At 60.0% G+C, this 26058-nt stretch carries 31 protein-coding genes; 2 read left to right on the top strand and 29 right to left on the bottom strand.

The window, feature by feature from the left end:
- Window positions 1-21: 21 nt before the first annotated feature.
- The 24 genes from ACTJKS_RS18505 to ACTJKS_RS18390 form a co-directional block, all read right to left on the bottom strand.
- Window positions 22-228 (bottom strand): tail protein X, encoded by a 207-nt coding sequence (locus ACTJKS_RS18505; RefSeq protein WP_073472996.1) that lies wholly within the window; start codon window positions 226-228, stop codon window positions 22-24.
- Entirely contained in the window at window positions 203-1048 is an 846-nt protein-coding gene (locus ACTJKS_RS18500; protein ID WP_440828950.1) for a phage tail protein, read from the bottom strand. Before ACTJKS_RS18500 ends, ACTJKS_RS18505 begins: the two co-directional genes overlap by 26 nt.
- Window positions 1049-1057: 9 nt before the next feature.
- Entirely contained in the window at window positions 1058-3889 is a 2832-nt protein-coding gene (locus tag ACTJKS_RS18495; protein ID WP_440828949.1) for a phage tail tape measure protein, read from the bottom strand.
- 150 nt (window positions 3890-4039) lie between these two features.
- Window positions 4040-4639, bottom strand: a complete 600-nt coding sequence (locus tag ACTJKS_RS18490; protein ID WP_440828948.1) for a phage tail assembly protein — start codon at window positions 4637-4639, stop codon at window positions 4040-4042.
- A 12-nt stretch (window positions 4640-4651) separates the two neighbouring features.
- A complete protein-coding gene (locus ACTJKS_RS18485) occupies window positions 4652-5155 on the bottom strand; it encodes a phage major tail tube protein (protein ID WP_073473004.1) in 504 nt (167 codons plus the stop codon).
- Window positions 5156-5168: 13 nt separating this feature from the next.
- On the bottom strand, window positions 5169-6335 hold the full coding sequence (locus ACTJKS_RS18480) for a phage tail sheath subtilisin-like domain-containing protein (protein WP_440828947.1): 1167 nt from the start codon (window positions 6333-6335) through the stop codon (window positions 5169-5171).
- Window positions 6336-6438: 103 nt separating this feature from the next.
- Window positions 6439-6882: a hypothetical protein gene (locus tag ACTJKS_RS18475; protein ID WP_440828946.1), complete on the bottom strand. Its 444-nt coding sequence runs from the start codon at window positions 6880-6882 to the stop codon at window positions 6439-6441.
- A gap of 2 nt (window positions 6883-6884) precedes the next feature.
- Window positions 6885-8858 carry a phage tail protein gene (locus tag ACTJKS_RS18470; RefSeq protein ID WP_440828945.1) on the bottom strand — a complete coding sequence of 658 codons (1974 nt, stop codon included), beginning with the start codon at window positions 8856-8858 and terminating at the stop codon, window positions 6885-6887.
- Window positions 8851-9459, bottom strand: coding sequence for a phage tail protein I (locus tag ACTJKS_RS18465; protein WP_064596186.1), 609 nt, complete (start codon window positions 9457-9459; stop codon window positions 8851-8853). Before ACTJKS_RS18465 ends, ACTJKS_RS18470 begins: the two co-directional genes overlap by 8 nt.
- A gap of 1 nt (window position 9460) precedes the next feature.
- Window positions 9461-10342, bottom strand: coding sequence for a baseplate assembly protein (locus tag ACTJKS_RS18460; protein WP_440828944.1), 882 nt, complete (start codon window positions 10340-10342; stop codon window positions 9461-9463).
- On the bottom strand, window positions 10339-10665 hold the full coding sequence (locus ACTJKS_RS18455) for a GPW/gp25 family protein (protein ID WP_122505839.1): 327 nt from the start codon (window positions 10663-10665) through the stop codon (window positions 10339-10341). The genes ACTJKS_RS18460 and ACTJKS_RS18455 overlap by 4 nt, the downstream gene beginning before the upstream one ends.
- Window positions 10666-10670: 5 nt before the next feature.
- On the bottom strand, window positions 10671-10919 hold the full coding sequence (locus ACTJKS_RS18450; protein ID WP_440828943.1) for a hypothetical protein: 249 nt from the start codon (window positions 10917-10919) through the stop codon (window positions 10671-10673).
- Window positions 10920-10971: 52 nt separating this feature from the next.
- Window positions 10972-11538 carry a phage baseplate assembly protein V gene (locus ACTJKS_RS18445; RefSeq protein ID WP_440828942.1) on the bottom strand — a complete coding sequence of 189 codons (567 nt, stop codon included), beginning with the start codon at window positions 11536-11538 and terminating at the stop codon, window positions 10972-10974.
- On the bottom strand, window positions 11535-12047 hold the full coding sequence (locus tag ACTJKS_RS18440; RefSeq protein WP_440828941.1) for a hypothetical protein: 513 nt from the start codon (window positions 12045-12047) through the stop codon (window positions 11535-11537). Before ACTJKS_RS18440 ends, ACTJKS_RS18445 begins: the two co-directional genes overlap by 4 nt.
- Window positions 12040-12705, bottom strand: a complete 666-nt coding sequence (locus ACTJKS_RS18435) for a hypothetical protein (RefSeq protein ID WP_440828940.1) — start codon at window positions 12703-12705, stop codon at window positions 12040-12042. Before ACTJKS_RS18435 ends, ACTJKS_RS18440 begins: the two co-directional genes overlap by 8 nt.
- Window positions 12702-13022: a head-tail joining protein gene (locus ACTJKS_RS18430; RefSeq protein ID WP_440828939.1), complete on the bottom strand. Its 321-nt coding sequence runs from the start codon at window positions 13020-13022 to the stop codon at window positions 12702-12704. The genes ACTJKS_RS18435 and ACTJKS_RS18430 overlap by 4 nt, the downstream gene beginning before the upstream one ends.
- 2 nt (window positions 13023-13024) lie before the next feature.
- On the bottom strand, window positions 13025-14020 hold the full coding sequence (locus tag ACTJKS_RS18425) for a major capsid protein (RefSeq protein ID WP_440828938.1): 996 nt from the start codon (window positions 14018-14020) through the stop codon (window positions 13025-13027).
- A 62-nt stretch (window positions 14021-14082) separates the two neighbouring features.
- Window positions 14083-14427 carry a head decoration protein gene (locus tag ACTJKS_RS18420; protein ID WP_440828937.1) on the bottom strand — a complete coding sequence of 115 codons (345 nt, stop codon included), beginning with the start codon at window positions 14425-14427 and terminating at the stop codon, window positions 14083-14085.
- A complete protein-coding gene (locus ACTJKS_RS18415; protein ID WP_440828936.1) occupies window positions 14424-15578 on the bottom strand; it encodes a head maturation protease, ClpP-related in 1155 nt (384 codons plus the stop codon). The genes ACTJKS_RS18420 and ACTJKS_RS18415 overlap by 4 nt, the downstream gene beginning before the upstream one ends.
- Window positions 15575-17056, bottom strand: coding sequence for a phage portal protein (locus ACTJKS_RS18410; protein WP_440828935.1), 1482 nt, complete (start codon window positions 17054-17056; stop codon window positions 15575-15577). Before ACTJKS_RS18410 ends, ACTJKS_RS18415 begins: the two co-directional genes overlap by 4 nt.
- Window positions 17056-17262, bottom strand: a complete 207-nt coding sequence (locus ACTJKS_RS18405) for a phage head-tail joining protein (protein ID WP_440828934.1) — start codon at window positions 17260-17262, stop codon at window positions 17056-17058. Before ACTJKS_RS18405 ends, ACTJKS_RS18410 begins: the two co-directional genes overlap by 1 nt.
- Window position 17263: 1 nt before the next feature.
- Complete coding sequence (locus ACTJKS_RS18400) at window positions 17264-19297, bottom strand: phage terminase large subunit family protein (RefSeq protein ID WP_440828962.1); 2034 nt, start codon at window positions 19295-19297, stop codon at window positions 17264-17266.
- Window positions 19297-19908 carry a terminase small subunit gene (locus ACTJKS_RS18395; protein ID WP_440828933.1) on the bottom strand — a complete coding sequence of 204 codons (612 nt, stop codon included), beginning with the start codon at window positions 19906-19908 and terminating at the stop codon, window positions 19297-19299. Before ACTJKS_RS18395 ends, ACTJKS_RS18400 begins: the two co-directional genes overlap by 1 nt.
- A gap of 156 nt (window positions 19909-20064) precedes the next feature.
- A complete protein-coding gene (locus ACTJKS_RS18390; RefSeq protein ID WP_259155019.1) occupies window positions 20065-20409 on the bottom strand; it encodes a phage holin family protein in 345 nt (114 codons plus the stop codon).
- Between the two features lie 97 nt (window positions 20410-20506).
- Here ACTJKS_RS18390 and ACTJKS_RS18385 point away from each other — a divergent pair, with 97 nt between their 5' ends.
- Window positions 20507-20836, top strand: a complete 330-nt coding sequence (locus ACTJKS_RS18385; protein ID WP_440828932.1) for a hypothetical protein — start codon at window positions 20507-20509, stop codon at window positions 20834-20836.
- Between the two features lie 496 nt (window positions 20837-21332).
- On the opposite strand, the gene ACTJKS_RS18380 is transcribed toward ACTJKS_RS18385, so the two are convergent.
- The 5 genes from ACTJKS_RS18380 to ACTJKS_RS18360 all read right to left on the bottom strand — a co-directional run bounded on the left by ACTJKS_RS18380 (window position 21333) and on the right by ACTJKS_RS18360 (window position 25221).
- Entirely contained in the window at window positions 21333-21692 is a 360-nt protein-coding gene (locus ACTJKS_RS18380) for a PA0613 family protein (RefSeq protein ID WP_440828931.1), read from the bottom strand.
- On the bottom strand, window positions 21685-23844 hold the full coding sequence (locus tag ACTJKS_RS18375) for a VapE domain-containing protein (RefSeq protein WP_440828930.1): 2160 nt from the start codon (window positions 23842-23844) through the stop codon (window positions 21685-21687). The genes ACTJKS_RS18380 and ACTJKS_RS18375 overlap by 8 nt, the downstream gene beginning before the upstream one ends.
- 46 nt (window positions 23845-23890) lie before the next feature.
- Complete coding sequence (locus ACTJKS_RS18370) at window positions 23891-24118, bottom strand: TraR/DksA family transcriptional regulator (protein WP_440828929.1); 228 nt, start codon at window positions 24116-24118, stop codon at window positions 23891-23893.
- The gene (locus ACTJKS_RS18365; protein ID WP_171061909.1) at window positions 24111-24629 is read right to left on the bottom strand and encodes a phage regulatory CII family protein; all 519 of its coding nucleotides are present in this window, start codon (window positions 24627-24629) and stop codon (window positions 24111-24113) included. Before ACTJKS_RS18365 ends, ACTJKS_RS18370 begins: the two co-directional genes overlap by 8 nt.
- A 331-nt stretch (window positions 24630-24960) precedes the next feature.
- Entirely contained in the window at window positions 24961-25221 is a 261-nt protein-coding gene (locus ACTJKS_RS18360; RefSeq protein ID WP_440828928.1) for a hypothetical protein, read from the bottom strand.
- 79 nt (window positions 25222-25300) lie between these two features.
- On the opposite strand from ACTJKS_RS18360, the gene ACTJKS_RS18355 reads away from it, so the two are divergent.
- Window positions 25301-26032: a LexA family protein gene (locus tag ACTJKS_RS18355; protein WP_440828927.1), complete on the top strand. Its 732-nt coding sequence runs from the start codon at window positions 25301-25303 to the stop codon at window positions 26030-26032.
- Window positions 26033-26058 lie beyond the last annotated feature (26 nt).

The following is a 26058-nucleotide window of genomic DNA, read 5'->3' as shown; positions in this document are numbered from 1 at the left end:
CTACAAAATGACTGTAGTTCATCAATTCCAAAGCGAGATGCCTTCTTCGGTCGGCATAGGCAGATCCGGGAGGACAATAATCACGCCGGACCGGAACGGCTGTGGCTCATCGGCCAGCCCCTGATTGGCATCGAGCACAGCCTCGACGCTGCCATTCAGATGGCCGTAAACGTTGTTGCAAATGACATCGAGCATGTCGCCATCAGACGTCCTGCATGTCGTCGCCATAGCGCTCAAACTCCAAAGTGAATCCCTGTTTGCGAGCAATCCCGCCGTGCAGCAGCGCGGACTGTTCCTCGTTGATGTTTTTCAGGCACCAAGTTCCGATCACCTCGCCATAGCCGGTGGTCAGAGTCAGCGGTTGAAGCCTGGCCCCGATGGAACGCAGGGTGTCGAGCTGCTTCAATCCGCCCTTGAAGCCTGGGTAGATCGTGCCCTTGAGCGTCAATTTTTCATCGCCCATACCGATGGCCTGCTTCGCCGGCCGGCGCGTCAGCCGCTCCTGCGAAGCCCAGCGGAATTCGGTCGATCGGCTCAGCTCATCAAAGGCCGCCGTATCCAAGTTGAAGTAGTACGGCTCAACTTTCGGATCGCGCGGCTGAATGATCATCAGATGCGGGAATGGCTTTACCGCCTCCGGCGCCGGCGTGGCCTCCCCGGCAAAGGAACTGGTGGGCACGATGTTGGCCAGCGACGGACTGACCTTGCCGGCGACATTGTTGATTGCCGTGGCCGCCTTGCCCGCCTGCTCTTTCAACGTGCCCAGTCGATCCTGCACTTCAGCCGCCGCCCGGGTGGCGCGGCCGTACACCGCGACCACTTGACCAACCTTGGCCTGGGCTGCGTCGACGCCGCGCATCACCCGCTGAAGTTTGGCGCCGATGGCCGGACCAACAAATGGAATATTCTCCAGCTCGGACGCGGCGCCGGTCAGTTCACGGATCGCACCGTTGACCGGGGTCAACATGCCGTCAGCACTGCGCCGTCCGGTTTCCGCTGCCTCGACCAAATACTTCAGGCTCGATTGCATCTGCTCCATGTAAGCCATGAAAACTCCTTAAACATGGGGTTCGTCGTACAGCTTGGCGGCGTTACTCTTCGCCGCATCCGCCATCATTCGCTGCATGTGCGGCATCAGGTCCTGCGCCAAGGTTTGCGGGTCCTTGACGTCGCCCTGCACCGTGACCGGCATACTCAGCGAGTACTGAAACTGCTGGTCCACCTTGGCCGGAGCCGATTTTTCCGGCTCCCTGGGCTGAATGGCCAGCGCCGCCGACTTGAGCGGCGCCTTCACCGCCATCGAGCGAGCGACATCCCCCAGAGCCGGTCCTTGCTGGCCCGCTGACGCCATCATGAGCGGCGTGGTTGGCACCGGTGCCTTTGCCGTCTGTTCGGGCTTTTCATCCTCGCCACCAAACAGCGATTTACCCAGAGACCCGCCCAGCGCCGCCCCGCCCTGACTGCCGAGGTAGGCACCGATCAAGCCGCCGATAGCCGTGCCGATGATGGGCACCACCGAACCAATGGCGGCACCAGCTGCAGCACCGGCCATGGTGCCGGCCAGATTGCCTGCGGCCGCACCGTAACCTTCGGCTTTTTCGTCCTGGGTCTGGGCGTTCTCGAAAGTGTCGAACGCCATCGCACCGGCCTCCAGCAGCGAACCGCCGGGAATTCCCTTGGCAGCTTTGCCGACCTTGCCGACGGCCTGTACTACCCCCGTCAGTTTGGACATCGCAGCGGTCGGAACTGCTGGCACCGGAGGAATCGACGGCCTTGGTACTGGGATGGGTGGACGTGGCACAGGAACCGGCGGACGCGGTACCGGAGCAGGGGGCCGCGACACCGGTGGACGCGACGAGCCAGGTCGAGGCTGCGGCCGACGCCGCGAGGCATTGCGCCGCGAGCCGCGTCCACGTCGGCGAGTTTCGCCCGGGGCATCTGCGCCACCGGGGTCGCGCAGGGCGTTGGCATTGACGACGAAAACCTTTTTGACTCCGTCGTCACCACCTCCCGCCTCGCCTTCACCATTGCCGCCCGAGACCGCTTCCTGGGCCAGCGAGACGACTTTGAGGCCAGTGGTGACCAGATCGAATTTCCCGGGCTTCTTTTCGCCGGCATCATCGGCGCTATCTGCCGGCGTGCCCTTGAGCGCAGCCACTGCCTTGAGCCCTTCTTCAACCAGCGACAGCGCTTTACCGGCCTTGCCTTTGGGTTCGGCATTGACGCCGCCGTCGCCATCCTCAGCGTTGGTCACAAAGACCTTTTGCACCTCACCCGACTTGCCTTTAGTCAAGGCTCCGCGTGCCAGGTTGAACATTCCTTTGCCCATCTTGAAAGAGCTATACAGGCCGGACAGTCCAACCAATGCGGCACTGACCAAACCGATTCCCGTCACGACGCCGGGCGAACTGTCAGACAGCGAGGTGATACCCTTCGCGACTTTGGTCAACGACTCCGCGACGACATCCGTCACCGGTCGCAAGGCATCACCGATGCTGCGCATGGCGTCATCCATCGCTTGAGCCATCTCGGCCCACTTTTGCGATGACGACTCACGCCGCTCGGCGAGGTTCTTGTCGAGGATCCCGGTCGCTTCACGCGAATCGTTTTTGAGCTGGCTGTACAGCGCCTTGTTCTGCATGTAGGCCGACAGTGCGGCCTTGACCTGCATGTCGGCGAACAGATCGCCGGTGCGCAAGGATTCTTCCAGCGAGGCCATCATGGCCTTGGCCTTGTCCGGATCGGCTTCCTTGCTGATTTTCGACGTGGCTTCGGCCATGGCCGCCGCGCGCTTTGGATCGGTCGCCTGAATGTATTTCTGAGCCAGCGCCATACTGGTCTCAAGCGTCGACATGCCGTTTTGCAAACCGGTCTGCATCGATCCTTTGTAGTCGATCCCGGCTTTTTCGTAAGCCTTGACCGTATCGGTCGAACCGATTTTGCCCATCCAGTTTTTCAGGTTGTTGGCCGCTTCGTCCGAACTGCCGGCCTGCTTCATCTGCACCTGCAACATGGCGCCCAGTTGAGTCACCGCATCCAAGCCGGTGATGCCGTTGCTGGCCATGTTGGCCAGCAGTTCCGGAAACCACTTAGCCATGTCGGCCGCTTCAAAGCTGCCCGCCTGCCCTTGGTAGGCAATCGCCTCCAGCGCCTGCTGCATCTGTTTGGGGTCGGTGATCTTGGCGTTCTGCCCCAGGGCATTGATCATCTTCGCCGTGTCGACGCCGCTGGATCCCTGCCCCACGACAAACTTAGCCGCGACGGGCGCATACTCCAGCGCCTTGCTCAGGTCCATACCGGCGCCGACCAATTGATTGACCACGTCGGCCACATCGTTGCGAGCCATGCCGGTGTCGCGTGAGGTGTCGATGATCTTGCGCGACATCTCCTGCTCTTGCGGCTTGTTGGCAATGCCGGCCTTGATCGCGATATCACGCACAATCGCGCCGAAATCAGCGCTGACCTTGGTCGGTACCGCCATGGCACCGACACCGACTACCGCCGCACCGACGGCGCCTTTCATGCCCTGTACGCCAGAATCAATCTGCTGATGTCCTTTGGCTTTCAGCTCGGCTTTGTTGGCCGTCTGCCCCATCGAGCGATAGGCTTTTTCCAGTCGCCCGACCTCAATCCCCTGCTTTTTCAAGCTGTCGAGGTTCGAGTTCAAACGGTTGAGTAATTTGGACGCGCCGGCAGCGCCGGTGTCGTAAGCCTTTTTCCATTCTTCTCGCAGGCGGATGGTGTCGCCAATCGTGCGCTGCAGCACCCGCGCTTTGTTGCCTTCTGCCTCGAGGCGCTTGATGCGCCCGGTCACATCCTTGAACGCGGCGCCGACCGTTGAACTGACGGCGCCGCCGATCACCAGCCCGAGGGCGAGTTTGTTTGCCATGTCATGGCCCTCATGTACCCAGCACTACCGGTGGCGGCTCAATCCGTGAGCCACCACACCATGTCCGCGAACGGCATCGACTGGATCTCGGCGGCGGAAAATCCGGTTTCCGCCGCCAGACGTTTCGCCGCCGACTTGATAACGCTGGGGTTAAAGCCCGTCGTTGTTGTCCATGCGAAAATAGCCGGCCTGCAAGCGGTTAAAATCCACCAGCTTCAGCCCCTCCAGATCCGCCACCGACGCGCCGGACAACGCAGCGAACAACACCAGCTCGCGCTGCTCATCGTCGCCACCCACCTCACGGTTGGCCGCCCGCACGTCGCCCACGGTCGGGGAACGCAAGGCCAGCTTGTCGACCGTCACACCGTTGATTTCGCTCGGGCACGACAGCGTTACCAGCACCTGATCGGTGGTCAGCGACAACCACGCCGGCATCGATTCCGAATAATCGGTTTTCGGTACCAGGTGCGAATACGCGGTTTGCACGCGCCGATAATCCGTCAGCTTGAGGCCTTCGAGATCCTTCAGTCCGACTTCGGCGAGACCTGCGAACAGCATCAGTTCACGCTGTTCATCATCGCCATTGGCAGCACGGTCAGCCGCGCGCACTTCACGCACGGTCGGATTGCGCAGGTGCAACGTCTCGACGTCGATGCTATTGGCTTGGCTTGGTCGGGTGAGCGTTACGACGGCACCGACTGCACTGAGCGACAGCCAGGCCGGAAGGTTTTTAGCGATTGCTTGGTTCATCTGAATCTTTCCTTACAGGCCGAGCGCCTGGCGCACTTCGAGGAGTTGGTCTTTGCCGTCGATCACTTGAATGCCGGCGACCATGTCGATCTCGTACATCAGGCGCCCGTCGATTTCGAGCTTGTAGTAGGTGACGGCAACGGCGTGTTTGATCTCGGCAGCATCACCGGCTTTCCAGTCACCGAGATCGACCTCTTTGAGCCGGCCGCGCAGGGTGGCAACGACCGCTGTCACCGCGCCCTTCTGGCCCTTGAAGGCGCCACGGAAGGTGGCGTTGAACGCCGTGCCATCAGCGAGACCGAAGTATTTGAGCGACTCGCGGCGCACCCCCTTGGTGACAAACGAGGCTTCCATTTTCTCAAGCCCCTGATCCATCTCGATGGGACCGGCCATGCCGCCCCCGCGATACTCGTCGGTTTTGGTGGTCAGCTTGGGCAGCGTCAGGCTGGGCACGTCGCCGGAGAAGTTCACGCCGTCGACGAACAGGTTGGTGTTGTACAAAGTCTGAGGAATCATTTGCTACGCCCCCTTAGGCTGCTTCAAGCACTTCGGTCATCCATTGATCGGTGACTTCGAAAAGGAAATTCGGGTTTTCTGCCGGCGGCACATCGGTGAAGCGGATGCGCCAATACACCTTGCCCTGGGCGATCTGGCTGGCCGTGTTCAACTCGGTGTCGGGGAACACTTCAAAGTTGATGATTGCGCCCTGGGCTTTCAGGTCGCGCATGAACGCATCCAGACCGTTGGTGACATCGGTCACGTAGGTCTTGGTGATCGAGCGGTCGACCGCCCATTTGTGTCCGGCCTGTACCGCGTCCATGAGAATAAACAGCGTGCGAACGCGGGTAACGAATGCCCACTTCGGATCGCTCGACAGCGTGCGGTTACCCCACAGGCGGTAACCGTCGTCGCGAATGATCGTGGTGATATTGGCGTTGTTGAGCAGGTTGGCCCGGCAGGTCTCGTCGCCGTCCAGGTACTCGACCGCGCGACCGGTACCGGTGATGCCGGTCAACTCCTTGTTCGACGGCGAAGCCCAGAAACCGTATTCAGCATCCGTCCAGGCAAACAGACCCGCCGCCCAAGCCGAACCGGGGGCGTCGACGGTCTTGCTGCTGATGGTGTCCCAATACTTGACGCCCGGGTCGACCATGAACAGGTTACGGCTGCCGAAGTTTTCGGCGTAGGCCATAGCGGCCTCGTCTGTCGTGCCCGGCCCGTCGATGATGCCGATGGCGCGCAGCTTCTGCGCCAGGCTGTCGAGCGCGGTAGCCACCGCCTGCGTGGCCGTGTGGCCCGGCGCGATCAACAGCCGCGGCTGAGCGTTGAACATACTTTTGCCATCGAGCAACGCCTGCAAACCGGTGCGCTGACCCGAGACGAGTTCGCCGCCAATGATCGCCGAGGTTTGCAGCGCCGCGTCTTCCAGCTTGGGTACGCCGATGGCGACGATCACCGCCTTGGCTTTGACGTAGATGGCCTGACAGGCCTTGGTGATCGCCGAGTCGAGGCCAAAAGCGGCGATGGCTTCGCGCTCGGTGGTGATCAACTTCAGCTCGCCCGCCTTGGCCGTACCGCCGCCGAGAACACCAGGCGTGAAGGTGTCGCACAGGCCGATAATCGACGACGACGGCAGCGAGATGGTGCGCGCCCCCGTCTTGACATCAGTGGTCGTGACGCCGTGAAAGAAACTCATAAAGTCCAATCTCCAGAAACGAAAAAGCCCCGCATAAGCGAGGCTGTGAGGGTGTTGGTGTTACGCGTAACGGAATGAAAGACGCCCCGTCAGTGAGGGGCGTTTAGGTGGGTTGTGCTGACAGCCAAGTCGGCGTCGGCGGCCGGTGTTCGACGAGCGGGAACTGATCCCCTTGCGGCCAGTCGCGCAACTGTCGGCGGTAGGCCTGCAGTTCCACATACTGCTCAGCCGTGATCGAGGTTGCGCCACCCTCTTCGACCTCGTCGCGATGCCGGGAAACCAGCGGATCGGACAGGGCCAGCTGCGCGTCACGCCAGGCGCGTTCGACCGCCGCCAGTTCGTCAGCATCGAGCGGCGGCGGATCGATCAGCACCGGCTGACCATCGGGTCGGGACGACATCTTTTTAGGGCTGGTCGACAACTCATCAAGCAGCGCCTGCCAAACACTTTCTGCCACTACGACCACGTCCGCCGGCATGTTCGCGCCATTGATCTCAGGACGATAGGCCCCACAGGTGGACGGACTGAAAAACACAACTTTGCTCATTCTTAATTTCCTATAGCTCGCCAGTTAACCTGCCAACCCGCTTGAGCCACACCCGACCCATTCGTCACACGCAAAGTACAACCAGCAGCCCCCAAACCAGCCGACATAAGAGAGTGCATCAAGCACGCTGCCCCCACGTGTATTGGCGTGATGTTCCGCGCCGCATTGGGGAACGGGACAGGAAAAGTGATGTAAACGTATCCGTTCGCATCCGTCTGGCCCGACCCCCACTGCTCAATAAGGCCGTTAGCATTTTTTGCCCAGCCCGTGCCGGATATGTTCGAGGCAAACTCCGTGGAATATTTCAGGGCGGCCGCACCTTCCTCAAACACCCAGTTGGCCTCGCCACACACCAGAACACCACATGACCCTCCCGGGATAGCGATGCTGGTCAAGGTCTTGGCGAGAGCGACGATCATATCCGCCCCCTGCCGACTGACTACGATGTCGCCCCCCGACGAGTTCTGAATGTAAAACCTTGACCCGACAGCACTGGCAGCCAGCAACGGAAGCGTCCACGCGCCAGGCACATTGCCGACGATGCGCCGCCCAGCCATTGCCGATGTAAGCGTGGCTGCCGCCGTGCTGATATTCGTTTGTCCACTGAAGTTACCCTGCGCTCGCTGCACAAATTCCGTCGTGGCCGGCGACTTACCGCTGTCGAACTGCGGCTGCGTGATGTAATAGGGGCCACTCAACGTGCCCGCAAAGCGCAACGCCGACGTGCCGCCGATCAGCCGCCACTGGTCTTGCAGGCGAATGAATTCGGCCGTGTCGCCCAGGGCCAACACGAGAGGCCCAGCAACACCGGTCGAGGTGTACACCACGTCCGTTCCCGAACCCACGATTTTCAGGCCACCTGAGCCGGCGCTGGCCAGCGTGATCGTGGCCCCCTGCGCCACGCCCGCCGTTGGCGGCAAGGTCGCCGTGAGCTGTGTAGCGGCGGAGAAACTGTGCAGGCCGCCGACGTGCGCCGCCAACAGCACCAGACTTGCATCGTTGGTCGTGAATCCCGAGAACTCGATACCGCGACGTTTTAAAAACTCAGTCGTCGCCAGCGACTTGCTGCTATCGAACTGCGCCGGCGTGGGGGCCGTTGGATTGCCGGAAAAGGCCGGCGAGAACAACCGAGCAAAACCGTCCGTAATGTTCTTGAATGTCAGCGCGGTGGTGCCCACGACAATCGGGCCATCCGTCACCAGTTGCCAGATCGTGTCGGCCTGCGTTGCGCCGACTTCGACCGCCACCGTCAGATTCGGCGTCACCTTGGTGCTGTTGTCCGCATCCTTGGCCCGCATCCAGGCGCCCACGGCCGCCACCCACGGGCCGTTGTCCTTGGCCGCTATCTGGTCTTTCACCAGCACCCGGTCACCGGCGTTCAGCGAAACCCCGTCCACCACCTGCAAGCCGACCAGATTGATATTGGCCGTGGTGGCAACGCGTACCGACTGCTTGATGTCGAGCTTGCTCAACTCTTCCAGAATCTGCGCAAGCACCCACTCGCGGGTCGCCAGCACCACCGCCGGGTCAATCTTGAGCGTGATGTTGCCCGTGCTGCTGACCACGAAGTTCATCCGCACCACTTGCGTACGGCCGGAGCCTTGCGACAGCAACGGCTTGAAGCTCGGCGCACAGTTGGCCACCGCCACCAGATCACCGTCCGCGTCGTAGAGGCCGATTTCACGAATCCACTTACCGCCCTCGTCGGCCGGAATGATTTGCTCGGCGATAATCACCGCCGGGTTGACCGGGTCAACGCGAAGCTGATTCAGCGGCTTGCGACGCCATTCGCTGAGCAACTTGGTCTGAGTGGCCGCCGGCACTGGATTGGGCGGGTCGGCCAACCCTCCCGGGTTCGCATCGCCAACCCCCATTTCCGTGATCTTCCAGGCAATGCCGAGCGCGTCGGCGTTCGCCTGTTTGGCCATCCCCACGTTCGTGAGGATCGCGAAAAACTGCGAATTCGCATCAATCATAATAAACGTCCAGGGTGTCTATGGTGTGTTCGCGGCCGACCACGCCAATGCTGCCGGTGACCTCAATGTCACGCATGACGGGCGGGTAAACATCGATTTCGTCGCCGTCGTAGAGGGACACGGCAATGTCTAAATTGCCTTGGGTTTCGAGGCTAATCGCAAGCCGGGTCAGTTGCCGGGTGACGGGTTTGGCATCGTCAATCAGGCGTTCCAGCTCCTGGTACATCTCCTCGGTGATACCCGTGTCGAGAACGCCAACCTTCAGCGCGAAGGTACCCGGCACACCTTCGGGCACCGTCTGGAACCACTCGACGATCTCGATCAGGTAGCCCAGTGGCTCAACCACGCGGCGCAGAGCGCCGATGGTGCCCTTGTGTTTGTGGATGTAGTACGACGCCTTGATGGCCGCGCGCTTGGTAGCTTCGCTCCACCGGTAATCCCAGCGATCCACCGACCACGCCCATGCCAGGTGCGGTAGCAGATGAACCGGGCAGGTATCGGCGTTGTAGAGGTCGCGCAGTGGAACAATCGTCTTTTCGAAGAACGCAGCCTCCATGGCCCGTTCCAGTTGTGTGCTGTTGAGCGGCAGAAGGCTTTTCATATCAGCTCGCCAGCCTCACGTTGTAGCGCGTACAGAACGCCGCTTGCGCCTTGGTTGGGGCCAGATCCTGCCATCCGACCAACTCAACCCGGGCAACGCCAGCAACGTGCAACTGGGCGTCAACAGCGGAGCGGGCGACCTCGACGCCCAGACGCTTGCGTGGATTGATCCAGGCTGCCAAGCGGCTTTTGGCTTCGGCCAAACTGGCATCTGCTTCTGGGCCGGCGCTGGCCATGTGCAAAATGGCGTCGATCTCGTAACGGATCACCTGCGCGCCCTGCACCGTCACCCGATCACCAACCGGCCGCACGTCCTCATCATTCAGCGCAGCGGCCACCGTGGCCAGCAGCTCCGGCGGCGCTTCGCCTTCCCCGTCCAACCCCAGCACCGTGACCGTAACGTAACAGGGCTTAGGGCTTTCAGCCGTGGCATCTGCCACCAGCCCTGAGGCGTTGCGTGCATGCAGGATGTAGCTGTTACGCGGGCCGGCCGTGGTCAACCCCTCATAGGCCAACTGAATGCGCTCGCGAAACGGATCGTCGTCTTCCATGACCTTGGGCACCGGTGGCACCGCCAGCAGATCCTCAGGCTGAATGACCAGGCGCGCCAGATTGACGTTGGCCCCCAAGTGATCGAGGTCACCGCGAATGGCGTGCGCCAGCAGCAGCGCCTTTCCGGCGTCATTGACTCGGGCGCGGTTGCCGACCTTGTTGTAAGCCCCGACCTCAAGCACTTTGACCACTGGATCGCTTTCCAGCGCGGCCGTCCAGTTCCCGCCCATGTACCCGCGAAACACGCTCAGCCCGTCCTGGTAAACCTCTTCAAAGTCCAGAGGTTCCAGTACGGTCGGCGCCGGAAGCGACGACAGATCTACGGTACTCATGCGGCCACCTCCAACGTGACGCTGTCGCCCAGGTACTTCCCGACGATTTGCAAATTGATTTGCCCGCCAATGACGGAAATGACACGCACCTGATCCAACTTCAAACGCGGTTCCCAGCGCCCCAGAGCGCGGGCAACCTCAGCCTGTACAGCGCTTTTCCAGCCTTCGTTGATGGGTAAATCAACAAACCGCCGTAGCTTGCTGCCGTACTCCATACGGTGCCGGCGACTGCCCAGCGGCGTGCTCAAGATGTCGGCAATGGACTGCCGCAGGTGCTCGATGCCGGATATGGGTAGGCCGGTGTGGCGATCCATTCCGATCATCGATGTCACTCCTTGAACGGCTCGTATTCTTCGCTGGCTTTCAGGAACTTGACCGCTTCGGTGTCGGAGGCCGGCACCACGACCGTCGCCTTGTGGACCGAATAAGAACGGTCAGTGCCGGGGACGATCAACAGTCGCGACGTGTAGAGCTTGTCGCGGAATTTCAAGAACTCGGGCGATGAGAACGTTAAGGATGCAATTGCCGGTTCCGAGGACGCTTGCACCTCAGTGACGGTCGAATCGATCTTGGCCATGTATTTCTCCAGGCATGAAAAAGCCCGCACTGGGCGGGCTGTGGTGAATGAATTAATGCGTGTGGTGGTTGCTGTTGCCGGTGGCGTCGATGATTGCGCCGGCGCTGGTGATGCCCTTGGTGACATGCAACGCGCCGTCGATCATCACCGCCGCCTTTAGATTGATGTTGCCGGTGGTCACGCTCACGGCGGCATCGGTTACAACCGCTTCCGTGCTGGCCACTTTGATGCTGACCGTACCGCTCGGCAGGTTGATGGTGTAGCTCTTGGCCTGCCAGTCGTAGATCAGCGAGCCGCCATCATCAAAACGCCAGACCTCGACATGGTCGCGGTTGTCTGGCGGCGGTCCGGCATTGCCATACAGGCCCGGTACAAACGTGCCTTGTGAAACGTCACCACTGGGACTGATCAAACTGCCCTGTTCTCCGAGTGAAGGTGCCCGCCAATGCCTGGCCTTGCCCGCCGCGATGCTGTGCCAACGCACCCAGGCGCTGACCCAATCACTGCCATCCGACACGCGACACACTGGCGGCGAAGCTGACAGATCCACCGCAACCACATAGCAAGCCTTTACTGCCCCCGCGATCATGCGGTCATGCTGGGCGCTCGCGTAACTCATGGCAGATCCTCGGGCCTGAATGGCCCGTCACCCGGGTCAACGTCAAACACCAACGTCCCCGGCGGCTCGTCCCGCCACGGCCATTCCTCAGCGCCGAGATAAACCTGCTGAGTCCACTCCACCAGCCACACGGTGTATCCATCCAGATGCGGCTGGGTCCAGTCTTGCAGCGATTGCAAAAACTCGGCGGGTTCGACGCCCAATCCCCAAGTTTGCGCGCGCAGCAGCACCGCCAGCTGCGTCGCTAACTGCACGGCCTGCTGATGATGGTGCGGCTTGATTGGGTCGACGATGATGCGAGCCTCAAACTTGAAGATCAGCGAAGTTTCGCCGGTGCCGATATCGGTACCCGGCTCGATCTCAGCCACCTCAAGAAACACCGCTGGCAGCAACACGCGATCCTTAATGTCTGGCCAGGCCGTGACGGCCTGCACGCCGGGAAGTTGTGCGCGCAGATGCTGTTCTACCGCTCGATAAAGTTGGTCCAGGCTAAAAGGTTCGTCAGACATTGCCGATCCTCTTGAGGTATTTCTGCAGCTCAAAGTTGAGTTCCTGCTTGAGGATCTCCAGCAGGCGCTCATCCGCTTTTTTTACCCAACTTTCGAAGTGCGGTCGGGCTTTCTCCAGCGATACCTTGGCCTTGGCCAGCGGGAAACGACTGCCGTTTTCGGCGACCCAACCCGAACTCGGTCCGCGACCAGGTGACACCGTGCTGTCGGGGTAGTCGTCCGCGTTGAAATGCTTGCTGGCCGTGCGGATCCAGATGTCGGGCTTGTTGCCGTAGACCTTCTTGAGGAAGGCCCCTTGGTAACGCTGCCCCGCCACTGACACGCCGCTGCCGCTTTGCCGCGCTCGGCCGATCCGGCTGGACTCGATGGCGTTCAAACCGAACCACAGTTTTCCGCTCGCAGCCCCGCCGGATACCGGATAGCTGCGCAACCGCTGACGCACCGCAGCAACAGCAATGCGTTCTGACCGGCTGACAGCTCGGGCGATATGCGTGCGCAACCAGCCCAACGTCTTGTTGATCGCGCGCCGATGTGCCGCCGCAGCGGCTTTCGGCACCATCTTGGCGAAGTCCTGGAACGCCTGAAAGTCTGCGGCTGAGGACTGGATGGAGATCATCCCGCCCCCGGCCGAGGATTTGAAATAGCTGCCGACACTCATGGGCGCAACCTCAGAATCAAGGCGACCAGGCCGTCGCCGCTCGGCTCGAGCTGGATCAGGTCGTAGTTACCGCCGCCATCCAAGGCAGGCAAGTCGACGCTGACCAGCATGCCCTGTTCCAGACCTTGCGAATCGCTGACCCGGATCTCGAAGCGCGGCTCGCGTAATCCGGTGTTGAGCTTGCCGAACTTGGGTTGCAGCCAGGGCGCGGCGAACATGCCGAACACTGGCTCGTCGCGACCTTCTATCCGCGCCGTATCGCCCAGCGTTTCGAACACCACCGCGTCGACCTCGGCAATCAGATCGCGAAAACCCACGGTCAGAGTTCCAGCAGTACCTGGGCACGTGGCCGTGTGCACAGGTGCAGCGGGTTGGACTGCGCTTCACCGGCCATGCCTTTGCCGAATTGCATTGGTTCGATCTTGCTGTAGTACGGAATGCCTTGGGTGTTTACCGTTTCCATGTAATCAGCCGGCGCGAACACCGAGATGTACAGATCGGGAACGCCTTCGGGGACCAGCAGCGCCTTGTCGTCATGGACAAAGGAAACGCCGGCCACCTTGCCACGGTAGCGCTCCCAGATGATGCCGCCGAACTCGAAGCTTTCACGAGCATCACCGCGCAGGGCTGCTGCCTGCTGGCTGTTGAGGTAGGTCTCTTTGACCGACTTATGAACAATCAGCTTGTTCCAGAAGTTCTTGCCGCAGAAGGCGCGAGAGCCGGTGCTGGTCACACTGCCGAGCGCGTCCTCCTGCATGTCCAGCGCTTCACCGCACTTGACCCGCAGCTCCGTGCCCGCATCCGCCAGCCCCATGGGCAACTTTTGGCGCTCCACACCGAAGCGATCATAGAGATCCAGCAGTACGGTTTTGCCATCGGCGTCGAGGATCTGGCCATTGAGTGCGCCCATACGCTGGAATTCATGCGTGGCGTCCAACTGGCGCCGCGCCTTGGCCAGGCGCGCATTGACCACGTCCTGCACCGACTGCAGCTCGGTGCGAGTGCCGAAGGCACGGATGCCTTGGATCTCGTCGGCCTTGATGGTGAAACGCTCAGGCAGGTGCACGGTATTGAACGGGATCAGGTTGCGCTTGCTGGACGCGACCACCAGGCCTGAACCACCACGCTCGCCAGCGGGCACCAGTGCCAAGGTGTCGCCGTCCTTTTCAATCTGCACGGTCAGGGTGGTGATGCCTTCCTCGCGGAACAGCCCCAAGGCGCTGATGCGCCCTGGCAGGTAGGGTTGATCATTGAGTGCAGCGGTCAGCGAGGTAACGGTAAACGCTTCGTCGTCAAAAATGGCGATATCGGCCATGGGTACTCTCCAGAAACGAAAAATCCCGCACGCGGCGGGATGCATACAAAAGAAGGATCGACTTATCGGACGATCACGAAATGAGTGGCGAGGGCTTTCTCGGCGGCCAGATCAAGGCCGATCAAATGCGCTTCGCTGACCTCGGCCAACCGCACCACGGCGCGACCACGACGCACCACGTCGGATTCGCCGAGCGGGCCGTAGAGGATTGCGACAGCATTCTCCGTACCGTCTTCGGCGGTCGGGTTGTACGGTGCGAATTCGCTGGACGCGGTCACCAGGCCGAGGATCTGACCTGGCTCCAGCGCCGGGCCAGCCGCGACGTTGATCGCTTCGCGTGAAATGTTGCCGGCGCCTTCGGACAGCAGGAATTCACCTGCGTGCATCGGTTCCCGTTTGATGGTCATGCTCGTGCTCCTTTCGCGCCGCGCGCGGTTCCAGTTTGAGCCGCTTGGCGAGCAGCCCAAATCGAGTTGGGGTCAGGTTGTTTGGCCAGCACCTTGGGTGCCGGGTCGTCCGCCAGCGGCAGACTGTTGTCGATTTCAAAGCCCTTGCCGCTGGTGACAATCTTGTCGAACAGACGCGCCCGCACCGCCGCCGCATCCAGACCGGCCGCGACATACTCGGCGCTGAATTCCGGCAGACGCGCGGCCACGCAAAGGTCGCTCACCGCCTTGGCGCGTGCCAGACCGGCCGAAACGATCTCTTCGCTTTCAAGCTGGGTGGACTTGAGCAGCGGCTCGATCAGGTTACTGATGCCCGCCGCCGTGCAGCGCTGAGTGATCATCAATGCCAACTTGGCCGAGTCGACTACAGGCGGCACCAGCGGCGGATCGACTGGTTCAAGTTCCGGATCCGGTTCTGCTGGCTCCTCGAACTGGGCCAGCAATTCAGCCGGTGCGTTCTGGAATCGTTGCAGCACCGCGCCTTGACCGAGACAGGCTTTGACCTTGACGCCGTCACCCACTTCATCAGCCAGGCCCAGAGCCACCGCTTCGTTCGCAGTCAGCCAGGTTTCAGCCGCCACCAAGCGCCGCAGCTCCACCTCGTCAATGTCAGGCGCTTTAGCCTTGTACGCGGCAATGATCGCTTCCATGGTTTGGTCGAGGACGTCGGCGACCTTGCGGAAGTCTTCCGCATCACCGGCAGCGTAGGTCCATGGGTTGTGAATCATCAACATCGCGTTGGAAGCGATTACCACCCGGTGTGCACCGCACACGGCGACACTGGCGGCACTGGCGGCGAGTGCATCGATCCGTCCGGTGCAGCGCTCGCCCAGCCGCGACAGCGCGTTGTGCATGGCCAGACCGTCGAACAGGTCACCGCCGATACTGTTGAACGCAGCCACCACCGGCGACACACCGTCATCCATGGCGCGTAGATCCTGCACGAACTGATTCGCAGTGATGCCCCACGCGCCGATCTCGCCGTAGACGAAAACTTCAATCACTCGCTCGGTGGCCTCGCCGCTAGCCTGCAGGGCGTACCAGGTCTTGTCCTGGACCTCGACGCGCTTGCCTGCGCGGTTGTAAATGCGCGGTCGCGCTTGCTTGCTCATGGTTGCTCCTTGTCGTCGGTGTCTTCGACGGCATCAAGGGTGTTGTAGTTGAGGCCCAGTTTTGTGGCCCGTGCCAGATCGGCGGCGTTTTCCAGATCGACCGTTTCGGCGTCGTAGCCGGTGCGCAGCACCATCTCGCTGCGAGAAGAGAACCCGGCTCTCACCTCCATCGTGCGTGCTTGCACGTCCTGCACCGGCTGGATGTAGGCCCAGCCTTGTGGCACCCAGCGGGTGCGCAGGTACTGGCGGCGTTTCTGTGCGTAATCGTCCAGCACCAGGACACCCGACAGCACCGCCATGTCCATCCACGCCGCCCGTACCGGGCGGCAAAGTTGGTGCACGTACACGCTGAATTGCAGTTGTTCCAGTCGGCGCCGAAACTCGTTGAGCACCACCCGCAGCGCTCGGTCGTTGATCCCGCGCATGTCACCGGTGAGGATCTCGTAAGGCGTGCCCGACCCTGCTGCAGCAGCCATCAGTTGCTGCCGCATGAAGTCCGGATAGTTGTTGCCGGCGTCTGGCGGTTTGGAGAACTCAACCTCCTCACCTGCGCCCAGTTCCTGCATCGTGCCGGGTTCGAGCGCGACCATAGGGGTGAAGCCATCGCGATCCAGATCAAGTAGCTGACCGGTCACCGGATCTCTTGGAAGGGGTCCCGAGTCCGGCGCTGGACGCTTGATGAAACCGGCAAACAAGTTGGCTACTTCCTGACGAAACAGCACCGCGTCGTCGTAGTTGTCCAAGCTACGCAGGCGTTTGAGCACCGGCGACAATCGCGGCACACCGCGCAACTGGCCTGGCTCCACCGGTTCGAAGATGTGCAGCACCTGCGCGGCCGGCACGCGCACCAGCTGGTTGTAAGCGGCGTTCAGCGAGGCTGCATCGCGCGGATGCGACAGGTACATCCAGTACGCCACCCGCTTGCCGCCGGGGGTGAACTCGATGCCAGCGCGGATGACGTTGCCGTTTTTGGTGGTCTCGAATTTGTCGTGCGGCACAAATTCCGGTGCGAGGATCTGCAGCTGTAGCGGAACGGCCAAGCCTTCATCAAGCCCGCGCGGACGCAACCGTACGAAGCACTCGCCCGAGGTTTCAACCGTGCGTGCTACCAGCGCCTGCTGGCCGTAGAAGTCGGTGCGATCATCCGCGTCCGACTCATCGACCCAATCCCCCCACAGCTCCTGCAGCAGTTTGCGCAAGGCATCATCGTCGGTCGTTGGCCGAGGTGTGATGCCGGTGCCGATCAGGTTGCTGACGCGCTTGTCGATGACGTTGAAGGCATACGGGTCGTTGCGAACCGCTGCCCGGGAGCGCGACCGCAGGTTACGCAATGCCGGAGTGTTGATGCTGTTGATCCCGTTGTCGGGAGCGTCCCAGCCTGTGGAGCGGCGCCCTTCTCCGGCGCCTTCGTAACTGGCCTTGATGTTGGACGGCAGGACAAATCCATTACGGGTCAGCGTTGGGAAGTGTCGGGCCATCAGATCCCCTTCCCTGAATGGTACAGCCGGACCACGCGCGGACGTGGCCCGGCAGTGCTGGCCAGCGACGAGCGAATTTCCTCGCGCGCCTTGAGCAGCTCATCGACCGTGCGGTATTCGACAGTACGGTCGGTATAGCGCACGGTTTTCTCACCGCGAGCGATGGCCGCCTCAACCGCGTCGAGGTGCTTCTGAGTAAATGACATATCAGCGTCTCTTGAGGTAGCCGCTTGTACTGACGCGGCGTGGAGGAATGGCCATTGGCTTGTGATGTGCAGTGACTGGTGGAGCAACCGCGATGACGGGCGAGGCCGAAACTGCTTTCGTGACGGGTAACGCCTCAGGTTCCGCGGATGAGGATCTAGGTGTTACCGGATCAGCCGGGACTGACTTATCTTCAAACAGATGATGCTGCATGAGCGACTGCCGTACCCGATCCCAATCACTTTCGTGATAACGCCCCAAGCCCAGGTATTCGGCCATTGCTCGGGCATAAACCATCAGGTCGAGCGCTTCGTTGCGATCCGCCTTCCCCTTGGTCCATTCAACGCGCCACTCACCTTTGACGAAACGAGCAACCTTGCGCTCGGCCACACACTGGGCAAAGAAGTCATCAGGTAGATCCTTCGCGAAATGCAATGCACCCGGCCCAGACACCAATGCGTACCGGTTATAGATCCAGTCCTTAGCCGTGTCGGTGCCGATCATCCACAGTTCAGCACCGTTCTTTTCGATGTTGCCTCGCCAGTTGACGTCTACACGGGACGGGCGCTGGGCGATAATCGGCTTGCCCCGCCGGCTCTCGCCTTTCACTGCAAAGACGTTTCGCCAACGACGAATTCGGCAGAACTGATAAACCTCATGCGTATGGTTGCCGCCCGAGTCAATCGCGGTGGCAAGGATGCCTAGGCCGACTCCGCTGGGGTGACGGTAGCGAGCCTTGAGTTTGTCGTCCAACGTCTCCCATGTTCTGTCGTCGGATGGGTCGCCCATGATGACCTGATGGTCGATAACCCAACGCTCCAGGCCTATGCCCCAGCCCATCACCATGAACTCAAGCCGATTGCCTTGTACGTCTACTGCAGCAGTCAACATCAGCGCGCCCGTGGGTACGGTGCCGAGCACATACGTCTCTTGCAGTGCGCGGGCCTGAAGCTCATCAGCCTTAGTCTGTTCTAACGCACTGTCCCAAGGCAGCCCAAGCCTCGTGTTGTAAAACACCTGCATGAGCGACTGATTGCCTTTTTTCTGCTCGCTCATCGCTGAGTCGAACTCGCGAGCGAGCAAAGTCCAGCTAGTCCATCCAAGGGGAGCGTAAAGGGCATTGAGCTGAAAGCCGATGGTTTCGCCGTCACCGTGAGAATGAGCACGCCACTCCCCCTTCGCCAGCATGGTCGCCTTCTCATGTTCATCAATGAGCGCGCCGCAATCAGGCCCATTGCAAAGATATTGAACCTGGGCATACGCCTCGTCCCACTTTAGGTGAGACCAGTCGAGCACCTGCATGTGCTGGCAGTGTGGGCACGGCACATAAAAGTGGCGCTGATCGCTGATGCGGAAAAGATCATCAATGCGCGACGCCCCTTTAAGAGTTGGCGTACTAGAAAAATAGAACTTGGCGTTGCGTCCAAACGTTGAGGCCCGCGCCTCTGCAAGCTTGACCGGATCGCCTTCGCTGTTCAGATCCATCTCCCAACGATCAATCTCATCGCCGTAGACGTAACGCACCGTTTTTTCTGCGAGGTTGGAAGACGATCCGGCGGTCGCAATGAACAACCGGCCACCCTCGAACTGTTTGACTCCGGAGGTATTGGTGCCCTCCCTTGAACGCGGCTTCACAATGCGTTCGCGCAACTCAGGAACAACTTCTGCAGCCTGGTCGAAACGAGCGGCAATGTCATGTGCCAAGCGCTGCGTCGGTTCCAGCAAAAGGATGTTCGCAGGCGCCATATGAATGCAGCCGCCGATCCAGTTCAAAGCAATCTGCGTCTTCATCAACTGCGAGGCGATCATTGTCACCACCCGCTTGCATGGATGCGCCGGTGATAGACATTGCATTGGCTCACGCGCATACGGCGTACGCGCCGTGCGATAGGGGCCGGGTTCAGCACCGCCCTGACTTTGGGGGATCCGCATGTAACGGTCGGCCCATTCGTCAACCCAAAGCTCAGGCTCCGGCCGCAGTCCGCGGAAGTAGCCGCTGCGGTATACCTCAGTGCCATCGGCGTAGTTGACCATGATTAATTCCCCGCTTTTGAAAGCGCACGCTGCAAATCAGCAGAGGACATCCGTTCGGCGTCTTCCAGTGTTCGGCGTAGCGCAGCCAACAAGTGTTTTTCCACCATCCATGGATCGGTTATCGCCGCCAATTCCGGAGCGATCTGAGTCGGCATGGTCATCAGCAAATCACGCAGCAGTCGGCCTGTATCGAAGGCGGCTCTGTCGACCACAGCCGACTCAACCAGTACACCTTGGTCCTTGTAAAAATCAGCCTCTACGCTGAGGGATGCAAAGTGTTCCTTTCGAGCTCGCGCCTTATGGAAGTCAGGCAGTGCGTCGGTAGCCGAAAGGCTCACGGGCGGCGCAGCCTGCAAAAACGGCTGCGAGGGTTCGGGGATCGCAGTGTTGAAACCTTCTTTGAGCTGCCGCTCACGTTCGTGACGAGCGACAACGCCGGCCTTGCTGGGGTCCGATGTTTCTTTGATGAGGGATTCTGTCGCATATACATCGACGCGTTTCCCATCCGGCGCCATCACCAAACGCCCGTTGTCTTTCAGCCAGGTGATGGTGCTGGGCGCCTTTCCAATTCGAGCAGCGAAGGCGCTTTTCGATAGGTAGAGAGGCTCAGTCATAGGTAGTTTTTCAGTCCTTTTTCAATGAGATTTCAATGATTGAAATTTCAGTAAGTTTTCAGTGCTCGCAGAAACCGAGTTGCGCGGGTTTCCGACCCCGTACCCTTCAGATACCCCTAGGGTCCCCGGCGGTTTTCGGCGCCCCAGATCGGTGCATCACCCCTGCTCGCCGCCGGCTGGCGGGACTTCGCAGACACCCAGACGCTTGGCGGCCCAGCGTTCGTACAACCCGATGGCCACATCTGCACCGGCCATCGCCGTCAGGCAACCCAAGGCGCCCGCCGTCCAGATCGACATGCCGGCGGCGATCATCAGCATCATCGCCGACACCCCGCAGACAATGCAGGCACCGGACCGAAGCGCGAGACGGCGCAACAACGCCCAGCCCCGCGCCCCATCTTTGTCAGCCCGCCACATCTCCCCCGATACGCCGCCGACCAGAGCCAGGACGATCACTAACCAGATCGGCATCTCTGCCAGCGCTTGTTGCTCGTTTGTCATTTGCTTGACCCTGAGGCTTATGAAAGTGGATAAATCGTCAGATATGGTGAGCTGGGCAAATATCTTGCCCCACCATCGATCTCTGGAGAGGAATAGCGTGTCTGGACATGACTGGATTCAAACGATTTGCGCAGTACTGGCACTGATAGTGGCTGTGTACAGTCTTGACCCGGAAAGAAGGAAGCAGCTCAGAGAGGCAATACAAGCGGTAAGCTCAACCCTTTTCATGGTCATTTCATACCTATTCCTGCTCGCTCTAATCTGCATCTACGGAGAGGAGGTTTATCAGTTCGGTCGAAGTACTGCACCGATCACAAGGTTTGAAGTGCTGAACCTGATTCTCAACATAATCAGCATTGGTTTGTTCGTCTGGGTAACCATTTACCTGTTTTCGAACTTGGGTAAAGGCAAAAAAGCCGGGCAATAAAAAACCGGCCTTTTGGCCGGGTTTCTGTACCGCTCTCTGCGGTCGCACCTATCGAAGATGACTACTTTTTACAGGTCGATTCCGGTGGCAGCAACCCCGGTTTAATGCCACCCGGCGAATAAGTGGGTAACACCGGGTGAACGCCTAGCGAATGTCGGCGAATATCCCACCCCGGCATTCTGTTGTTTCGGCGGCGTCCCATCTGTCCCACCCTTCAGAATCGAAGTGGGACGCCTGAGAGCGCCTAAATTCGGGGCTTCGCCCCACTGTCCTACTTATCTCTTTCCTTTCTCGTGTAAAGGAAGAATTTAAAGAACACGCATGCGCGTGAAACGCGCGTATTGCTGCCCGCTACGCTTACACGGGCGGGAGACACTTTCTAGCGGGACGGTGGGACAGCCCAACAACGACAAGGCCCGCACCTGTCCCACTGCATCAAAATGCAGCGGGACAAGACGGGCCAGTGGGACAACAACAGCCGGACGAATGCCTAGGGTCACGCAGCCAACCCCATCATCACGCCGAAGATCTGCAGGTGTGCGTCATGCAGGCGCTGGTAGTACGTGTCACGGCCGCAACCGCAATGCGCGTACCGCAAGCGCATATCAACGTCGAGCGTGCAGTAATGCTCCCGCACAACCGTCACCAGCTCGGGCGCGAGATGCTTGTTCACAATCAGCTCGATATCGAGAGAACTCTCCAGCGGCGCACGAAAAGCCCTCCGCCCTCGGATCAGTTGCCCTTTGCTCTCCATCATCATGGCAACCATATTCCCCCCAGCGAGCCCCCCTTTCGAATGTTCGGAATGCAGCTCCTGAGCCCACAACCGAAGTAGCGAATCGATCTCCTTAATCAAAGCAAGGCTCCTCGAATGTTTCGCGCTTTAGCGCCGAAGCCCCTCCCCACCCTGCGGGCTTCTTGTAAGCCCACGGCCGCTGACCACTCTTCACCAATGGAGGCAACCGCACACGTCGCCAACCCAACCGATGCATGATCGCCCCGACGCGCATCTGCTCCGGCTTGCCCCAATGCCCGAAGTCCAGTTTCAAAGCACTGGTCAGCACGTCGCTGCCGGTGGTGGTCTCGCCGATTTGCGACTCTTCCAGCCAGGTCAGAATCGGCCCTTCCCACTCGTCCACCACAAAGCGCTCGTCCTGCTCTTCGCCGAACATCGCCGCCTCATCCAGCGTCACCCACCAGAGGTCGCCCGCGTCGTAACAGAACACCGCCTCGGCCCACAGCTGATCGCGGATCGAGCGCAACAGCTCCAGATCCACCTTGGTACACGCCACTGGCCAGTACCGCCGGTTCCCGGTCGCGTCCTTGAGGTACTCGTCCTGGTTCGTCGTCCCCACGAACACACACTGGCGCGGCACGTCCATCGTGCGACGGCCGTAACTCTCACGGTAGGTGTCGGTAGACGCCGAGAAAAACTGCTTGGCCTTGGTACTCTCGGCCTTGTTGAAGCTGTCCAGCTCGCCCAGCTCGACGATCCACTTGCCCCGGATCGCCTGAAACCCATCCTTGTCGCCCAAGGCAAACGGCGTATCCATGAACCACTCGCCGCCAAGAATGCTCATCGCCGTCGACTTACCGGCGCCCTGCGCACCCTCAAGAATCATCACCGAGTCAGCCTTGCAGCCCGGCTTCATCACCCGCGCCACGGCCGACAACATCCAGCGCTTACCAACCTTGCTTGAGTAATCAGTGGTCTTCACACCCATGACCTCCGTGAGCCAGCTCTCCAAGCGCGGCACGCGGTCCCACTCAAGCTTGCGCAGGTACTGCCGCACCGGATGAAACGAATGATCATGCGCAACCACACTCACCGCCTCGATCACATGCGACGCCTTCACCCGCAAGTTGTACTGCTGCGCGAGCCACTTCATCACTCGCACATCATCGATGTCCGCCCAATCGCCCGTCCCGCCGCCGTACGGCGCCGCACGCAGCTTCACGATCTTCGAACTGAAAGCGCTGTAACTGATCACCCCGGCCCAGCGTTCATCGTTGGCCAGGATCAGCTCGACGTTCTGCATGTGCGCAATTAACGCCCCGCTTTCACTACGAGCCAGCATGTCCTTCCAGCCACCGGCGGCCGGCGGTTTGACCACGGCCAGCACCTGGCGGCGCACTGCTTCTAAACCTTCTGCGACATGCAGGTCATTGAAGTCGGTCCACTTGACCTCCCGTTCACCGGAAAAGATCGGCGCAACGACTTGGCCACCGACAATCAGCGCCGCGTTATTGGCCTTCTCTTCACCTGGGTTCCAGGCCTCACCGTTGGGCTTCGTAGTCTTCCAGTCATCGTCCCGGCAAATGATCAGCGGGCAGCCGGAGAAGCGCTCACGCATCGCCTTGCACACCACCAGCAAGTTGCCGGCGTCAAACGCGATGGCCACAGTCAGCGACGTCGCCATATGCAGGCTCGCGCCCGTAGCGTAGCCCTCACACACCAGCACCGGCTCACCCGGGTCCGGATGCGGACCGATCAGGTGAAAAGCGCCCTCCTTCGACATCCCATAGGGCCAATACGTCTTGTCCCGACCGGTGTCTTCTTGTTTGATTGGGTACACCACCTGCAGGCCGACAATCTCGTCGCGCACATTGCACATCGGCACCAGGAACGCACCTGTGCGCGGTGCATACCGAACACCGATACCAACGATCTGCTTACGATCCAGATAATCGCTTCGGCCTTTCTCCGGCATGCGCTTGAACATGCCTGCCGCACGCTTGGCCGCACGACGCGCCGCACTGGCTGCGGTCTCGGCAGCCCGGCGCTTTGCTTCTTCCTGCCGAGCGCGCATGACCTCACGCTCTTCCGGTGACATCCGCCCGGCCTTGACCTTGATCTTCTGCGACTCACCCGAACGCCAGTCACCGAACGCACCGAAAATCAGCGTCTCGCCTTTCTCGGTGTGATGCTCATGGGCGATGTACCAGCCGTTCTTTTCCTTGCCCTTGTCCTGCACCGTCTTGCACCGGGTGAGCTTGCCAAACACCAATGGCTGCGCAGGCTCAAGCCCATAATCAGCGAATTACCCCAGTACCTCATCCAGCATGGCGAGCCCCCTTCAGTTCGTCGACAGAAAGGCATCCCACGCATTGTGTGCAGCCGGGCGACGCTAAACGACGGGCCTCCGAGATCGGGTCATCACACGTTTCACAGTACAGAAACGAATGCGCCGCCAAAGCGGGCTTGGCGGCGTTGCGTGCAGCGAGCGCTTGATCGATACGCTCTTGCACCAGGTCATTAGCGAAGTCAGCAATATCAGCCACGATCCACTCCCCGCGTTGTCTGGTTGACATACGTGGCGCGATTGAACAGCCCCAACAACCCCTGAATCCCACGAAACACCTGCAGGCGAATCGCGGCGAGTTCCTCATCAGTAACGACACCGTCACCAATGCTCCTGGCCCAGGTGTCCGCCAGATCCGCCACCTTGCGGAAGTATTCCGCGATACCGGTGGTCAACGTCTCGGGCATGTCGTTGGTGTACGCCTCGGCCAGCTCCTGCCAGGTCGTGTCACCGACCAACGCATGCACCGCATCCAGAATGCGGCGATCCTTGGTCAGCTCCAGAATCTCGCCGAACTCTTGGATGTTCACCGTGTGGCTTGGGTGGGTTGGGGAAAGCTTGTGCTGCAGCGTGGTCGCATTTCGGCCGGTAGTGGCTGCGATGGCTGCGGCGCCACCGGGGTAGTCCCGTGCAGCATGGTAAAGCGCAAGATCGAGCGGCAAAACTTCCCGCTGCGCCCGGTCTAGAGAGCTCAGAATGATACGGCTCATGGCATTAATCCTTGTAAGTTGCCAGTGCCGCGCGACATGCAGTGGTGATACATTTGCCGCGTGGCTTGAAAGGGCCCAAATGCCGGCTAGATCTTCGGGATCGATACCGGCACCGTGCCGGGGCGAGCAATCCGTTGCTCACCCCTGGCGCAACAGCTGCCAAATCTGTGGTGGAAGAGGCAGCAACACCAAGGCTTCCAAGCCTTGGAAAAGCGCGATAAAGAGAGGTGGTTGCATGTGGTGTGCCCGCCTACCTTTATCGCGACCCGACAGCGCTGTGGTGGTGCGTGCCGGGAGGAACTAGGCGACCTTTGGGTCGCCTTTTTTCTTACTACGCTGCAGTTTTCTGAGGGGCTGAAGCGTTCAATAGCCAAGCTGGTTGGAAAGCGTTGCCTTTATGCTTCGCCGCATTCGCCAACAACTCAGCGTATTGGGTTTCACCTGTGTAATCCGTTCGCGGCAGGCATGCAGCCTGACGCCATTTGTTCAGCGCTTGATAGCTTCTATTGCATACCTTCGCAGCGGCCCCGATGCCGCCAACGGCTTCAAACGCGAACGCAATGGCACTCGGAAAATCTGCGGGGTCCAACATGACAACCTCCATTTATCAACTCGTGGTTGATGTTATAGATCAACTGACTATTGCGCAACCTTTATGAGACTCTCAACTAATGGTTGATAAAAACTTTCTCCGCGCAGCTTTCAGCGAGCGCCTACACGAAGCTCTCGACGATGCCGGCGTACGCAGACGGGGTCGTGGGGTGGATATCCATCGTCAGTTGAAAAGCATGGGTGTGGATAAGACCACGCAGGCCATCAGCAAGTGGCTGAATGGAGAAGCGATGGCAGAAGCCGACAGCATGACTGCACTCTGCTCATGGCTAAAGATAAGGCGTGAATGGCTTGAGTACGGCGTGCTGCCGAAAGAGCAAACCGGTGAGAGTAATGTTCGCAAAATAGCAGTTGGTGAGGGAGGCAACGTCTGCGAAATCAATCAGCGCTTTGGTAAGGTTCCATTGATATCGTGGGTTCAAGCCGGTGCATGGTGTGAGGCAATCTCTAATTTTGAGAATTATGATGCTGACTCTTGGCTATCGTGCCCTGTTCCGATCAGCAGTCATGGTTACGCATTAAAAGTTCTAGGGGATTCGATGACGAATCCTGGCCCAGGGCGAAGCTATCCTACAGGATGCATTATTTTTGTGGATCCTGAGGCAGAAACGAAAACAGGTGACCGAGTAATTGCCAGGGTTCCCCGCACTAATGAAGCCACCTTCAAAATCCTTGTAGAGGATGCAGGTCGACAGTTTTTACGTCCGATTAACCCACAATACCCAATAATAGACATTACAGAAGAAACCCATATATGTGGAAAAGTTGTGGGCTCGTTTATACCCGAATAAGCTGTATAACAGCCCACATCTTAAGC

The sequence above is a fragment of the Pseudomonas sp. 22189 genome (genome assembly GCF_052045635.1).
GTDB lineage: Bacteria > Pseudomonadota > Gammaproteobacteria > Pseudomonadales > Pseudomonadaceae > Aquipseudomonas > Aquipseudomonas parakoreensis.
Note: the sequence above shows the minus strand (reverse complement) of the source record. Positions and strands in the feature narration are given on the sequence as shown.

Coding starts and splice junctions, on each gene's coding strand:
- ACTJKS_RS18505 (WP_073472996.1), bottom strand. CDS start 228: ATGGCGACGACATGCAGGACGTCTGATGGCGACATGCTCGATGTCATT.
- ACTJKS_RS18500 (WP_440828950.1), bottom strand. CDS start 1,048: ATGGCTTACATGGAGCAGATGCAATCGAGCCTGAAGTATTTGGTCGAG.
- ACTJKS_RS18495 (WP_440828949.1), bottom strand. CDS start 3,889: ATGGCAAACAAACTCGCCCTCGGGCTGGTGATCGGCGGCGCCGTCAGT.
- ACTJKS_RS18490 (WP_440828948.1), bottom strand. CDS start 4,639: ATGAACCAAGCAATCGCTAAAAACCTTCCGGCCTGGCTGTCGCTCAGT.
- ACTJKS_RS18485 (WP_073473004.1), bottom strand. CDS start 5,155: ATGATTCCTCAGACTTTGTACAACACCAACCTGTTCGTCGACGGCGTG.
- ACTJKS_RS18480 (WP_440828947.1), bottom strand. CDS start 6,335: ATGAGTTTCTTTCACGGCGTCACGACCACTGATGTCAAGACGGGGGCG.
- ACTJKS_RS18475 (WP_440828946.1), bottom strand. CDS start 6,882: ATGAGCAAAGTTGTGTTTTTCAGTCCGTCCACCTGTGGGGCCTATCGT.
- ACTJKS_RS18470 (WP_440828945.1), bottom strand. CDS start 8,858: ATGATTGATGCGAATTCGCAGTTTTTCGCGATCCTCACGAACGTGGGG.
- ACTJKS_RS18465 (WP_064596186.1), bottom strand. CDS start 9,459: ATGAAAAGCCTTCTGCCGCTCAACAGCACACAACTGGAACGGGCCATG.
- ACTJKS_RS18460 (WP_440828944.1), bottom strand. CDS start 10,342: ATGAGTACCGTAGATCTGTCGTCGCTTCCGGCGCCGACCGTACTGGAA.
- ACTJKS_RS18455 (WP_122505839.1), bottom strand. CDS start 10,665: ATGATCGGAATGGATCGCCACACCGGCCTACCCATATCCGGCATCGAG.
- ACTJKS_RS18450 (WP_440828943.1), bottom strand. CDS start 10,919: ATGGCCAAGATCGATTCGACCGTCACTGAGGTGCAAGCGTCCTCGGAA.
- ACTJKS_RS18445 (WP_440828942.1), bottom strand. CDS start 11,538: ATGAGTTACGCGAGCGCCCAGCATGACCGCATGATCGCGGGGGCAGTA.
- ACTJKS_RS18440 (WP_440828941.1), bottom strand. CDS start 12,047: ATGTCTGACGAACCTTTTAGCCTGGACCAACTTTATCGAGCGGTAGAA.
- ACTJKS_RS18435 (WP_440828940.1), bottom strand. CDS start 12,705: ATGAGTGTCGGCAGCTATTTCAAATCCTCGGCCGGGGGCGGGATGATC.
- ACTJKS_RS18425 (WP_440828938.1), bottom strand. CDS start 14,020: ATGGCCGATATCGCCATTTTTGACGACGAAGCGTTTACCGTTACCTCG.
- ACTJKS_RS18420 (WP_440828937.1), bottom strand. CDS start 14,427: ATGACCATCAAACGGGAACCGATGCACGCAGGTGAATTCCTGCTGTCC.
- ACTJKS_RS18415 (WP_440828936.1), bottom strand. CDS start 15,578: ATGAGCAAGCAAGCGCGACCGCGCATTTACAACCGCGCAGGCAAGCGC.
- ACTJKS_RS18410 (WP_440828935.1), bottom strand. CDS start 17,056: ATGGCCCGACACTTCCCAACGCTGACCCGTAATGGATTTGTCCTGCCG.
- ACTJKS_RS18405 (WP_440828934.1), bottom strand. CDS start 17,262: ATGTCATTTACTCAGAAGCACCTCGACGCGGTTGAGGCGGCCATCGCT.
- ACTJKS_RS18395 (WP_440828933.1), bottom strand. CDS start 19,908: ATGACTGAGCCTCTCTACCTATCGAAAAGCGCCTTCGCTGCTCGAATT.
- ACTJKS_RS18390 (WP_259155019.1), bottom strand. CDS start 20,409: ATGACAAACGAGCAACAAGCGCTGGCAGAGATGCCGATCTGGTTAGTG.
- ACTJKS_RS18365 (WP_171061909.1), bottom strand. CDS start 24,629: ATGAGCCGTATCATTCTGAGCTCTCTAGACCGGGCGCAGCGGGAAGTT.
- ACTJKS_RS18360 (WP_440828928.1), bottom strand. CDS start 25,221: ATGTTGGACCCCGCAGATTTTCCGAGTGCCATTGCGTTCGCGTTTGAA.
- ACTJKS_RS18355 (WP_440828927.1), top strand. CDS start 25,301: ATGGTTGATAAAAACTTTCTCCGCGCAGCTTTCAGCGAGCGCCTACAC.